Genomic DNA, 14400 nt, shown 5'->3' on the forward strand with positions numbered 1-14400 from the left:
AGGAAGGTTTCTATGACGAAAAAAATAGTGATGAATAATGCAAATACGACCGTGACGTTTTTACCAAACGGTGATTTATATGAGATCCAAAGTCACGATGTGATGATCAATCAATTGAATGGGAATGCGCTAGATGGCAGTTTGAATCAAATCTATCTACGACTGCGTGAAGCGGGGGAATGGCACTTCATTCCCTTGATCGGCTCAAATGCTGACAGTGCCTTTGCTTACTCAGACAAACAGCTGACTTGGACTGGAACGTACCAGTCTATCAGTTACCAAGTAGATTTCCAATTGGCACAAGATTGCTGGTTCTGGCGAGTTCAATTGAGTGGTTCTGGGGAAGCGGAATTGGTTTACGGACAAGATCTTGGTAACGCAGCCAAAGGGGCTGTTCAATCCAATGAAGCCTATGTTTCGCAATATATCGACCATCATGTTAGCCATGATAAGGATCGAATCGTGCTATCTTCTCGCCAAAATCAACCACAAAATGGTCAATTTCCATTGGTGGAACAGGGCAGCTTCCAAGCCTTAAAAGGCTTCTCGACGGATGGCTATCAATTTTTCGGTCGCAGCTACAAAGAAACGAATCAACCAGCTGCACTCAGCCAAGAGACATTAGCCAATGAAGTGTATCAATACGAATTTGCCTATACGGCACTGCAAACGCAATGGTTGACAATAAGTGAGACACCTACGGAAATCGTTTTTTACGCAGCGGTCAAAGCCAATCAAGCGACGGCAGTCAATGAACCGCAGTTTGCACTTGAAACGTTGAAAGAAACGTATCAAGCCTTGTCCTTTGACTCGTTGCAGGCAACGGCGCAGGCTCGAAAAAACTTCGGTCGACCGCTCACAGGGCTGACATTTACCACAGAAGAAATCAACGAGCGATTTCCTCAGCAAGAAGCAGTGGAAATCGTTGACCAACAGCTTTATTCCTTTTTTACCCCTGATTATCACCATGTCGTGTTGAAGGAAAAGGAAGGGCAGATGGAACGCTCCCATGGGCATATTTTGATGAGCGGACAAGAGTTGATCGTCGATCAACCCATTTTGAGCACGACTGTTTACATGACGGGGATGTTTAACTCCCAAATCGTATTAGGCAATACGAACATGAACAAATTGTTGAGTAATAGCCGCAACTCATTGAATCTTTTCAAACGTTCCGGTCAGCGGATCTATCTGAAAGACGGCGATCAATGGCGGATTTTAACGATGCCATCTGCCTTTGAAATGGGCTTAAATTCGGCGACGTGGTACTACAAAACAGCGGATGATGTCATTCAAGTAACGACCTTCACGAAAGCAAATGGACGCACGATTGCAACCACCATCACTAGTGAACAAGGTCGTGCTTACACCTGGGCCATCACTAATCAATTTGTGATGGGGATCAATGAAGCGGTACCGACTGTTACCATTACGCAAGACCAGCAATTGCTCACCATCAAAGGAACAGCGGATTCACCGATTGCGGAAACTTATCCAGAATTGACGTATTATCTCCATGCAGCACAACCTTTTGAACTAACCGATGAAACGATTTTCAATGTGGCAGCCGACGATAGCACGACCGTATTGACCTTTGCAGAACAGGCGACGGTTTCCTTCGTGATCCAAGGCACACTGACTGGTGAACCCTTTGTTTCCGAAACGTTAGATCGCCAGCAAGAAGACACTGCCTATACGGCCTTTGTCGATGATTTGTTGAATCAGTTTGAATTGAAACATTCGCAGGCAGATGTCGCATCCTTCAATCACTTGGCACGTTGGTACACCCACAATATGCTTGTTCATTACTTGTCTCCTCATGGCCTTGAACAGTACGGTGGTGCTGCTTGGGGGACTCGAGACGTTTCCCAAGGACCGACTGAGTATTTCTTAGCCCTCAATCGTCCTGAGATGGTGGCGTCCATCATCGAGCATTTGTTTGAAAATCAATTTGCAGATGACGGCAACTGGCCACAATGGTTTATGTTTGATCGCTATGAGAAACAAAAAGCCGATGAGAGCCACGGAGATGTGATCGTTTGGCCAATGAAAGTCGTTAGTGACTATCTCGAAAAAACCAAAGATTTTGCGATTTTGGAAAAAGAACTGCCTTATACGGATCGCACAACCTTCTTGAAAACCAGAACCAATGCTTCTTTGTTTGATCATTTGAAAAAAGAAGTGGCGTATATCGAAGCGAACTTTTTGGAAGGAACGTACCTGTCTTGTTATGGTGATGGCGATTGGGATGACACCTTGCAGCCAAATAACAGTAAGTTGAAGAAACAAATGGCCAGCAGCTGGACCGTTGCCTTGACCTATGAAGTATTGAAAAAATTAGCCAACCAGTTGCAGTCAGTTGACCCAGAGTATGCCAAACATTTAACGGAACTGTCTGCGGGAATCAAACATGACTTTGAAAAATACATGTTAGCTGATGGGACTTTGCCAGGATTTGTCTATATGGAAGATAGCGAGCACGTGGAACTGATGGTCCATCCGACTGACAAGAAAACCGGTATCCAATACCGCTTGCTGCCGATGCAGCAAAGCATGATCGGCGAGCTGTTATCTCCCGAACAAGCCGATCATCATGTGGCGATCATCAAGGAGCATTTGCAATTTCCAGATGGGGTGCGCTTGATGAATCGTCCAGCGACTTATGCGGGTGGTGTCAGCACCAACTTCAAGCGGGCAGAACAAGCAGCCAATTTTGGACGAGAAATCGGTTTACAGTACGTTCACGCCCACATCCGCTTTACAGAGGCCATGGCGAAATTAGGTCGAGAAGAAGAGACTTGGCAAGCACTTGGGGTCATTAATCCGATCCAAATCGCTCAACGGGTCGAAAATGCGGAAATCCGTCAAGCAAATGCGTATTTCAGTAGTTCTGATGGCGATTTCAAAACAAGGGTTGAAGCCCAAGAAAATTTTGGTAAACTTAAGGAGGCAACAGTCGGCGTCAAAGGCGGCTGGCGCATCTATTCTAGTGGACCGGGGATCTATATGAATCAGTTGATCAGCAATGTGTTAGGCATTCGGACCTTTGTTGATCACGTTGAACTTGATCCCGTCTTGCCAGCGGAATTAGCAGGATTGACACTGACGTATCGACTCTATGATCGGCCGGTCGAAATCGTCTATCATTCGTCAAGTACGCCGAAAATATTGATCAACGGCGAAGAAATGTCCACTGAGTTTGCGGAAAATCGCTACCGCCAAGGTGCGTTTGTCCTGAAGAAAGCAGCGCTTTGCGCCAAATTAAGCGAAAACCAAACCAATACGATCGATATTTATCGTTAAGAAAGGAGAAGCCATGGTAGGAATCAAAGATATTGCCCAAAAAGCGGGTGTCTCCATATCCACCGTTTCGTATGCATTGAATGGCAGTCCAAAAGTGACCGAGGAAACCCGTGCGCGGATTCAAGCGATCGCAAACGAATTGAACTATGTTCCGAACATGGCTGCTCGCACACTGAAACGCAGACAAACCAACATCATCGGTGTTTATCTCGCCGATTATGCCGGAAGTTTTTATGGGGAATTGCTAGATGGCATCAAGAAAGGGTTGGAACTTTTCGGCTATGAAATGATCGTCTGCAGCGGCAAGAAATCACACTTGTTTATTCCTGAGCGGATGGTGGACGGTGCCATCATTTTGGATTGGACGTTTCCAGCAAAGGAAATCGAGCAATACGCCCAACGAGGACATCAAATCGTCGTGTTAGACCGTGTCTTGTCTCATGAAAATATCCATCAAGTCTTGTTAGACAATAAAGGAGGGGCGGCGCTGGCGATCGATCGCTTGATCGCTGGACAAAGCCAAAAAGTCTTCCTCTTAGCAGGGCCAGAAAAAGGCTACGACAGTCGGGAGCGCTTGGAAGCCAGTACGAAAGAATTGACGCGCTTTGGTATTCCTTATGAAGTCATTCCTGGTGACTTCACGGAACCTTCTGGTTATCGAGCGGCAAAACAGCTCTTAGCAAATGATCCCCAGTTTCCCATTGATATCTTTGCCTTCAATGATGAAATGGCGATCGGTGTCTACAAATATGTCCGCGAGACCGACTATCGCATCGGAAAAGAGATCCGCATCATCGGGTTTGATAACACGGAATTAGGCGCTTTTGTGCAGCCGCGCTTAGCGACGATCTCCTATTCGAAACATCGATGGGGGATGGTTGCAGCTGAGAAAATCGTACAATCGATCCAAGGGGAACCAGTGGCGGACGAGCATATTTATACCACTTTTGTGGATGGTGGATCATTTATTTAATTGATCCATTAAAGGAAAAATAGTTGAAAAAGCCTCAAACAAGGTACGCTGTTTGAGGCTTTTTTTGCGTTATTTCAAACGATAACACTCCTTTTTTTATCGAAATCAGTGATTTATAAAAAAAATAATATTTTTTATTTTGTTATTTTATGTGTGCTGAAATTTTTAAATAACGTTTTTTATTCATTTTTTGATTATAACATTATCATTAACTACGGAGAGAAGACGGGAAGCGTTCTTTTAACTTACTATTTTTGGCTTATATAAAAGACCTTTGGAACATTAGTTTTTGTCAAATATTTTAACTTTCTATTTATTTTTCTCATCTTAATTTAATTTATGGTGTTGATTTATCCCTCGTTTTTTGTATGATTTATGAAAGAGAAAAGCATTTTTTTGAAAAGAGTCGGTAATTCATCTTGATAATTTGAGCTTTTTTTTAATTGATGAGTAGTTAATAGCTGTAAGATGTGGAAGTTACAAAAATTGGAATTATGAAAAAACAATTATAATCATAATTTTGAATGGAAGAAAAAAAGAATTATAATTCTCTTTCGTCAACTCGCTAAACTAAGAGTTGTAACACAGGGCGTGCACTGCGCGATACGTTTATTTTTTTAAGATAGGAGGGATAAAGTGAAACGGTTTTTAACAACTTTACTTGTTTTTCTACTAACATCAGGTCCGTGTTTTTCATATGCAATGGTAGTGGCACAAGCCGAAAGTGTTACAAAAACAAGTGAAGAACAAAGTATGTCTTCTTCTGACCCTGTCGTTTCATCGATCGACAGTCTGGAAGAGACGAACGAAACTGACGTGCAAGCATCTAGCGAACCTGCTTCGACAGATTCGTCTACAGGAGCCACTGACACAGCTTCAGCTGAAACAGAAGTTTCATCGGAAGCTGTAGAAGAAGTACAGGTGACCTTTCTGACAGACAAGGAGCATGTATTTGCTACCGGAAAAACTCGCATCCAGATCAGCAAAAATAAAGGGGAAGCATTAAAAGAAAGTGAACTGCCGGCTTTTGAAGATGATAGGAATTTTGAAGGATGGGCGTTAGACGGTACGGTCTATACAAGTCAAGCGCTGACCGAATTGATTCTCACGGAGAATCAAACCTTGACTGCTGTTTTTAAACCGACTGTTAAGGCAAGAGCGGCGGACATCTCGTTGGCAGAACAATCGATTAAAGAGATCATTGCAGAAGCCGATAAAACGAAAGTGATCGCTGTACCAAGTCCAGCTGGAGATGATTCAGCATATGCAGAATACACCAATAGTGCTGAAGGGATTCGTCAAGCGTTGTTCGATATGTATCAAAACGGCAATGGCCAAGAATTTGCTTTGTATGTTGGCTCTGGCTCAGCTTTACCGTCTTTGCCAACAAATCTGACTTCAAAAACGATTTCAGATACAGTGGATAATACAAATATGACTTTTTATGCACTACAAGGAAAAATAAGCCGCTTAATCATCACAGGGCATAGTGATGATCCCATCGCAGATGCAACAACGTTGACTTCGGGTAGTCGAACCGTTCCTTTTGGTACGGACATCTACTTCGGTTCTGATGTAGTGATTCGAAACCTCAACTATACGGGGACGAGAATGTACATGAATGGGCATAGTCTTTCCTTGAACGGTGGTTCCACCGGCAATGGCCTTTCTATTTATGGAGGAAGCAACAATGGCGACCTTACTGGAAATCCGACGATCACTGTAAATGCGACAGGCTCTGGAACTTGGAACATCTATGGTGGGAATCAAAGCGGTGGTACATTGACTGGGAATACAGCGGTTGTCGTAAATAATACGGTGGGCGGCATCAGTACGATTGCAGGAGGTGCCAATATCGGTACGATTGATGGGAATACCAGTGTCACGATCAATCGACTAAATGGCACACTGACCAATTATTATGGGGGCGGTGTCGGAACCACTACTTCAAATACAGCCAATGTTACCGGTAATGTCGCAACAGTCTTTCAAACAACGAACACCAATTTCCGTTTAGGAACCTATTATGGCGGTGTTCAATACGGGAACATTGGTGGAACAGTCCACAATACTCTCACAGGAGTGGGTGGTTGGACCGGTACAGGATTGAATTATTATGGTGGTTCCAGAGAAGGAAATATTGGACAGACACGAGAGCAAACAGCGATTACGAACCAAGTAGACACTAGCGCCTATTCTACAGGAGCAGCCTATTTTATTGGTGCCAATCGAACCAATGGAACGATTACTGGGAGTATTGAAAATACGATTAAAGCAGGTGACTACAATCAAGGGTCGTTCAATCGTGTCGATGGCGGAGCAGGAATGGACGTAAGTGTTACCAGTCTGCAAACTGGATCCGATAGTGTGTATGACGCGATGACACCAACTGATCGCCGGGCTTACGCTGAAACCACTGCTCGCTTTAAAGTATACGGTGATATTACGACGAAAATCCTAGAAGGCTGTGTCAGCTATGGAGGAGACAACTTATCGTATACGCGGGCAGCTGGGTATGGTGGCTTTATTGACGGCAGCACAACTGTCGAAGTCGGCGTATTAAATGATTCTCGCACGGTCGGCGGACCTGGATTCGTCTACAGTTATGGGGGACGATCTTATAAAGATGGTATCGCCTATTCAAATAGCTTGAATTCACGAGCAAATGGTGTCGGAACGTTTGATATCGTAGGCGGAGGCGGTACCAATGGTGTGCAAGCAACCAACCTTTATATTTATGGGGATACAAAAACAGTCTTAAACAATGTAGTCGCTCGTTGGACCTATGGTGGTGGTTTTTCAGGAATCATCGAGGGAAACACGGCAAACATCTTGAATGGCGGGATCGTTGATACTTTGGAAGGTGCAGGATATACCGGTAAACGTGTATTCGGTAATTCACATGCTGAAGTAAATTACGGTCAAGTCGACTGGTTTCTTAGTGGCGGCGGTTGGGGGGATGCCAAAATTACAGGGGACGTTTCAGTCACTGTTCATGATGGTATCATCAATGCCTCAATGGGTGCATCATATGGATATTTTTCGGGACACACGATCAATGGAAATTCTGATAATCGAATTTACGGCGGAGATTTTTCTGGAACACCTCGGACAGGTCCAAGTGCTTTTTCTGGGGGAATCACGAATGCAGGTTCGCTGCTAGGGGATGCACAATTAACAATCGACCTAAGGGATTATGAAGGGGAATTTAAGCTTCCTTCAGGAACGAATATCTCAGGTGGAAATCCGTTTAACAGTACCAACATCGTTGGGACTGATAGTACCAATACGATTACATTGAACATATACACAAAGCCGGGGTCAGATGCACTGAATGGTGCAACGATCTATGGCGATGGTGGTTCAACGGCCGCCAACACAAGAAGCGGTAAAATCAATATTAATATACAAGCTGAAGGATCAAGTATCGGTAACTTGTATACAACAAATTATTCAAACATTTCTTCAAATCGAATTTTAAGAGATGTCGAGATGCGGGTTCAAGGAGCCAAAAGTATCAATGGGATTTCAGGCGGAAATGCGTCAGACAACTTTACGAACACGATCGTAGCCAACAGCAGCAATCAAGTGAAGATGAGCTTTGGTGAAAATGTCGATGGGACAGCTTCTTATCAAACTGATCCAATCGCTGTGACGGGTCTGGGAATCGTCAACTTTACCGAATTGAATGTGACAAACGGCATCAAGCTAATGGCCAATGGGGGAGACATCAAAAATGGCCGTTCAGCCACTGCTGCGAATCACGCAACGACCTATCATCAGTTCGGTGACATCCATCTTTCCAAGGATGCCGGTATCGGTATTTCTTCTGCAACGAATTTGATTTCAGGCGCGAAGTTAACGGTGGAAGACAAAGGGACGATTGAGTCACCGCCGGGAACGGGGCGAATCAATCTTTCAGATTTCGCAACACCAGATACGGACAAAGATCATTTAACGTGGCTGAAAACGACGACCAATGATGCAGGTTCTCGAGTCAACAGTCAAGGGACGTGGTTTGGAGCGGTTAGTGCCTATCAAGTACTGACTATAAATCCAACTGCTGCTAATGCTGCAGCGATCACGCCAATCAACTTCAGCGGGATCGAAAAAGCGACTGGGAAAACCTTCATCGGGGACAACGATGTGACCAATGCAGCCAACGGGTACGGTATTGCGATACCAGGTTCGATCATTAACTACGAAGTCGAAACACCGGGAGTCGCTAACGGGATTGGCGCCATTAGTCACAATGTAACGGCAGTCAAAGAGAACAATACGCCGCTGACCTTGCAAGCATGGGGAACTGAGCAGGCGGGGACACAGGTGCAAAAAGGGCGTTTATTGATTCCCTACACGGTAACGGAATTGCCAACATTGACGTTTACACCAGAAACCCAAACGTCCGGTTCATGGGTCTATGCCGGTCAAATCAAATCCAGCAAGCTGGATAGCACGGATCAGCAGTTGACAGAACAACCAGATTCAGAACCAGTTGATTGGACGAGTCCTGATGGGGAGTATAGTTACGATATCAGTGTCCGCTACTCAAATAAGGCGGAAGTCCAAGCCCGCAATGTGATCATTACAGAACAAGAGGCACAATCGCTGAGCAAAGAACAAGCCGTGACTTATCTCGAAGCCAGCGGGCGTCCTTTCTTTAAGGATACGCTGACAGATGAGGTCTTAGCTGCGATTCAAGAACCGTTAGAAACAGCGGTCTACCGCAAACAAGCGATCACTTTTTCAGTAGGGGAAAACGATCAGAATCAGGCAGAAACTACCGTGAATCTGGTGGTGGTCAAAAATGAAAGTGTCATTTCTGCTGATCGGCAATTTGCCGTCTATGCAAAAGATGTCCGTTTGACCTTACCAGAAGCAACGGCGCTGACAGATGAAGCCGCTTTGGCAGACTATACCCAAGCAACCACGATTTTTGCAGATAATCGGGCAAATGTACCACCGACTGTCGATCCGCAAGCTTTTGCCGCGATCCAGCAAGCAACGGAAGATGAGCTGTTGAAAAATGTATCAACGGCTTACCATTATGAAACAGGCAGTCAACGGGCAGAAAAAGTCGTCAATGTCGCAGTTGCCGGCGAGCTTATTTTAAGCAGTGTGCCAACAGACTTTGATTTTGGGCAGCAGAAAGTTGCCACAGAAACACAAGATTATTGGCCAACGATCACAGGCGAGCTAGCGGTGAAAGATACGAGAGGGTCCGAACGGAGTCCATGGCGCTTGACGGTCAAAGAGCAACAGCCATTAACGGATGGGACAGATCAATTAACCGATGTCTTCCGCTTTGTGACAAACGGTCAAGAACAGATCATAACCAGTGGGGAAATGATCATCGAGGAAACGGAATTGACAGAAAATGGCACATACGTCGTGAATCAGCACTGGGGCGAAAGTCAGAATGAAGGAATCAAGCTTACCGTTCCAGTCGAACAGCAAAAAGTCGGGGACTATCAAGGAACCTTGAGCTGGCAGCTGGTTTCGGCACCTGGCAACCCATAAAGGCAGGAAAATAAATGAAAAAAATCATGATCGGTATTATTGCGGGCTGTCTATTAATGTTTCCTCAGCTCGTTTCAGCAGCCGAAGCAGGTGCCTATGACAGCAATGGCATTACTTCCTTTTTCGGTGTCTATGAAGAACCAGTTGAGGAGCCAGAAGAGCCCGTAAAAGAACAGCCAGGGAATAAACAAGTAAATCAAACAGGCAACAACATTCTGCCTGCAACAGGGTCGGATCACTTTAATAGCTATCAAAGCAGTGGTCTCGTCGTTTTGTTGGCAGCAGGAATCATTTTAATCAAAAGGAGAACAAAAAATGAAAAAACTTTTCTTGACGGCAGGCATTCTATTGATGAGCACTGCTCTGTTACCAACAACCGTTAATGCCGCTGAATACACCTCAAATGGAGCAATCACTTTTGAAGCGGACCCGAATCCAACCAATCCAGTTGATCCGACCGATCCAGAAAAACCAGTGGATCCCGTCGATCCAACCGATCCAGATGGACCAAACCCTGGAACAGCTGGACCATTATCGATCGATTTTGCTTCAAGTTTTCAATTTGGCAACCAACTGATCACTTCTGAAACAAAAGATTATTACGCACAGCTGCAAGAGTTCACAGCTGGCGCTGCTGGACCAAACTATGTGCAAGTAACAGATAAACGAGGAACGCAAGAAGGTTGGTCATTGAGTGTTGTGCAAAACGGACAATTCAAAACGGCTGATGACGAAGAGCTAGTTGGCGCTTCATTGTCGATCGCCTCTGGCGCAGCAACTTCAGTCACCGATATGCAGTATGCACCAACAGTTACTGCAAGTCATACCTTTGTACCCGATAGTGAAATCACCTTGGTCAACGCACCTGTCGGAAAAGGAATGGGCACTTGGATCTACAAGTTTGGGAACGATGCAACGGAAGGGTCAACAGCAGTAAAATTAAACGTGCCAGGCAGTTCCGTAAAATTAGCCAAAGAGTATCGGACGACATTGACTTGGAATTTAAAGAATGTCCCTGACAGCAATTAGAATCACTGATTTTCAGTAAAAAAGATAAAGGAGTGTCAAATAGAAATGAAAAAAACAGCATGGGTCTTTTTAAGTCTTGCCGTATTGGCAGCAGCGAGTGCAGCAACCGAGTTTTCAGCAGCCGAAGCGGCTTCTTACACATCAAATGGGGCGGTTGATTTTATTCCAAATACCGATCCGACGAACCCAGTCAATCCAGAAAATCCAGATCCAGAAAACCCGGTCAATCCTGTGGATCCAACCGATCCCGATGGACCAAACCCTGGAACAAATGGCCCGTTATCGATCGATTATGCCTCTAGCTTAGATTTTGGTGTCAATAAAATCTCCAATAAAAACGAAGTTTATTATGCACGAGCACAAGGGTACTTGAATGACGATGGCACAGCTTCTGCATTAAAAACTGCCAATTATGTCCAAGTAACTGATAATCGTGGTAGTAATGCCGGTTGGCGGTTGTCTGTGAAGCAAAATGGACAATTTAAAAATGAATCGACGTTGAATCAAGAATTGACTGGTTCTGTCATCACTCTAACAAGCCCTGCCGTTAAATCAAATGCGATTGGCGTCACTGCTCCAGTGGCAGAAGCGACAATCACGTTGGATGCAGCAGGTGCTGAATCATTGGTGATGACTGCAGCAAATCAAACAGGTGCTGGGACATGGGTCAATGCTTGGGGAAGCGTTGAGTCGATCACTGAAATAGACAAAGATGATCAAGAAGTACAAGCCGATATTACCAAAGCAGTCGCACTTTCTGTACCAGGCAGCACCCCAAAAGATGCCGTTAGCTACACAACCACATTGACTTGGGTATTATCAGATACACCAGGAGCGGAAGGATAAGGAGTATAGACATGAAAAAAACATTAGCATTTCTCTCAGTGTTAGGCTTAAGCCTAGCCGCACCAGTGCTGGCACAAGCAGCGGACAGTGCAGATTACAACTCAAATGGACAAATCACCTTTGAACCAAATACGGATCCAACCAATCCAATCAGCCCAACAGATCCAGATCCAGAAAATCCGATCAAACCAGTGGATCCAACGGACCCAGATGGACCAAATCCAGGAACGAACGGACCGCTATCGATTGATTTTGCTTCAAGCCTTTACTTTGGCACACAAAAAATCACCTCAAAAACAGAGATCTACCATGCGGAAACTCAAAAATATGTGGATTCAGTTGGTGATAATCAAGAAGGACCGAATTTTGTCCAAGTGACAGACAATCGGGGAACAGAGAGCGGTTGGACATTGAATGTTCGTCAAAATGGTCAGTTCAAAACAGCGGAAAATCAAGAATTGACTGCTGCGCAAATTCGTTTGACGAAGGGAACTGTAGTAACTCCTTCATTGTCACCAAAACCATCAAATGTGAGCGCAACGATCACATTGAATCCAAACGGTGCCCAATCCTTAGTGATGAGTGCCCAAGATGGCGAAGGGGCAGGGACCTATTTAATGAGCTGGGGCGATAGTTTAGCTGCAGCCATGGATAGCATTGAGTTGGAAGTTCCAGGCTCAACGACGAAATATGCCAGCCAATACAACACCACGTTTACTTGGTTACTAACAGACACACCAACCAACCCATAAGTACCAGCTTTCTCCTTGAACCCTTTCGAGGTTCAAGGAGAATACATAGAAAGAAGGGACATCCATCATGAAAAAAATCAAACAGCTTTTGGCGCTCCTATTCGCAAGTATTTTCTTTTTTGTACCAACCATAGGAACCGCTTCTGAATTTAACTTTGCCGTCAATCCAGTGATTCCAGAGAATCAAATCGATAAAGAAAAGACTTATTTTGACTTGAAAATGGAGCCGGGAGCGGTTCAAACTGTAGAAGTCCAATTGCGCAATGACACCGATCAAGAGGTCGTCATCGCGCCAGTGATCGCTTCAGCTACCACGAATCTAAACGGGGTCGTGGAATATGGCGAAAACGACATCGAAGCGGACGAAACCTTGCCTTATGATATGGCTGATTTGATTGAAGTGGAGGAAGAGATCACGATCCCGAAACAATCCCAAATCACCTTGCCATTAAAGATCAGTATGCCCTCAGAACCGTTTGAAGGGGTTATTGCCGGTGGTTTGACCTTGAAAGAAACGACAGCGGAAACCGATACTGCTGACAGTGAAGAAGACCAAGGGTTAGCCATCAAGAATGAGTATGCCTATGTCGTTGCGATTTTACTCCGTCAAAATACAACAGAAGTCACGCCGGATCTAAAACTGCTGGATGTTGGACCGGGACAAGTCAACGCCCGCAATACCATCAATGTTACGTTGCAAAATCCTGAAGCAGCTTACTTAAATTCCTTGCGGTTGATCAATGAAGTGAGGAAGAAAGGTGATAGTGACGTCTTGTATGCTTCAGATACCTCACGAATGCAAATGGCACCTAATTCAAACTTTTCGTACCCAATTTCCTTGGAAGGACAACGTTTAGAAGCAGGGACCTATGTGTTGACTTCCGTGGCCTACGGTGGGAAAAGCGATGAAGGACAATACAAAGTGGAGAATGAAGAAGGCGAGGAAGAAAGCTATCTCTATAAATGGAGCTTCGAAAAAGAATTCACAGTGACGGGAGATGTCGCTCGTGATCTTAATAAGAAAGATGTGACGATCGAAACAGATTACACGTGGCTTTACTTCTTGATCGGCGGTCTGTTGCTGCTGCTCGCCTTACTGCTGCTTTTATGGTACCGACGAAAGAAAAAAAATGAAACGGATGAAGCGTGAGCACCTTGAGAAATACTTGATCGATGGCTTGATCATCGCAGGTATCCTCTTGTTGGCACTTCCTTTTTTAAAAGAAAGCATCGTCAGTTGGCAATTACGCACAAGCGAATTGACGATAGCGACCCAGCTGCCGACAACGATTTCAGAAGAAGAAACGATTCAAATGCCGGCTCTAGGGGATGTATTGGCTCCGCAGTCGGCAACGATCACCGGGTACGGCTTTGTTGCAATTGAAGCGATCGAGTTCCAGCAGCCACTATTGGTGGGGATAACCAATCAGCAGCTGCTGAAAGGCGGTGTCGTGATGTTTCCGGAACGTTTGTTAAAAAATAACAATTTTGTCGTTTTAGGGCATCATCTCGGTAGACAAAGTTTGTTATTTGGTCAATTGCTAGAAGCACAGGTGGGGATGGAAGTGTCCGTAACCTACCTCGAGGAACGCCAGCAGTATATTATTATCGATAAAAAAGTCGTAGATGAATCCGACTTGTCGGTTCTAACAGATGACCAGACACCAAAGTTGACATTGATTACTTGTCCCACACCTACTCGAACAGAAGAACGCTACGTGCTGACAGCGATTCCTGTTGAGCAAGCAACTGCCGGACAGTCGCAAAACACAGCGACCATGGGCAGTACGTCACAAGGCGCGAGAGTGATGGCTAAAAAACAAGAAATGTTATGGAGACAACAATCTAAAAAAAATTGGTTTCTTTTATTTGTTATTTTATTTATAATTAGTGGATGTCTGCTTGGCGTTCACAAACTGTTGAAACGTTCAGCGCCGTAGAAAGAGCATCAAAAAGAAGCTCTGTTGATAAGGAGGG

The 14400-nt window shown here is 44.8% G+C and carries 9 protein-coding genes; all 9 read left to right on the forward strand.

What is annotated here, in order from left to right:
- The first annotated feature begins 12 nt into the window (after nt 1-12).
- The 9 genes from IGJ26_RS01730 to IGJ26_RS01770 all read left to right on the forward strand — a co-directional run bounded on the left by IGJ26_RS01730 (nt 13) and on the right by IGJ26_RS01770 (nt 14363).
- A complete protein-coding gene (locus tag IGJ26_RS01730; protein ID WP_430599811.1) occupies nt 13-3303 on the forward strand; it encodes a GH36-type glycosyl hydrolase domain-containing protein in 3291 nt (1096 codons plus the stop codon).
- A 13-nt stretch (nt 3304-3316) separates the two neighbouring features.
- A complete protein-coding gene (locus tag IGJ26_RS01735; protein ID WP_005227180.1) occupies nt 3317-4276 on the forward strand; it encodes a LacI family DNA-binding transcriptional regulator in 960 nt (319 codons plus the stop codon).
- A gap of 636 nt (nt 4277-4912) precedes the next feature.
- Nucleotides 4913-9796 (forward strand): hypothetical protein, encoded by a 4884-nt coding sequence (locus IGJ26_RS01740; RefSeq protein ID WP_429976548.1) that lies wholly within the window; start codon nt 4913-4915, stop codon nt 9794-9796.
- A gap of 14 nt (nt 9797-9810) precedes the next feature.
- On the forward strand, nt 9811-10179 hold the full coding sequence (locus IGJ26_RS01745; protein WP_194199317.1) for an LPXTG cell wall anchor domain-containing protein: 369 nt from the start codon (nt 9811-9813) through the stop codon (nt 10177-10179).
- Complete coding sequence (locus tag IGJ26_RS01750) at nt 10112-10825, forward strand: WxL domain-containing protein (protein WP_194199316.1); 714 nt, start codon at nt 10112-10114, stop codon at nt 10823-10825. The genes IGJ26_RS01745 and IGJ26_RS01750 overlap by 68 nt, the downstream gene beginning before the upstream one ends.
- Before the next feature lie 45 nt (nt 10826-10870).
- Complete coding sequence (locus IGJ26_RS01755; RefSeq protein ID WP_194199315.1) at nt 10871-11671, forward strand: WxL domain-containing protein; 801 nt, start codon at nt 10871-10873, stop codon at nt 11669-11671.
- Between the two features lie 11 nt (nt 11672-11682).
- A complete protein-coding gene (locus tag IGJ26_RS01760; protein ID WP_061053664.1) occupies nt 11683-12423 on the forward strand; it encodes a WxL domain-containing protein in 741 nt (246 codons plus the stop codon).
- A 67-nt stretch (nt 12424-12490) separates the two neighbouring features.
- On the forward strand, nt 12491-13573 hold the full coding sequence (locus IGJ26_RS01765; RefSeq protein ID WP_008376254.1) for a DUF916 and DUF3324 domain-containing protein: 1083 nt from the start codon (nt 12491-12493) through the stop codon (nt 13571-13573).
- The gene (locus IGJ26_RS01770; RefSeq protein ID WP_430600003.1) at nt 13563-14363 is read left to right on the forward strand and encodes a class A sortase; all 801 of its coding nucleotides are present in this window, start codon (nt 13563-13565) and stop codon (nt 14361-14363) included. The genes IGJ26_RS01765 and IGJ26_RS01770 overlap by 11 nt, the downstream gene beginning before the upstream one ends.
- The last annotated feature ends 37 nt before the right edge of the window (nt 14364-14400 follow it).

Origin of the sequence: Enterococcus sp. AZ095a (assembly GCF_050546735.1) — a bacterium.
Classification (GTDB): domain Bacteria; phylum Bacillota; class Bacilli; order Lactobacillales; family Enterococcaceae; genus Enterococcus_D; species Enterococcus_D entomosocium.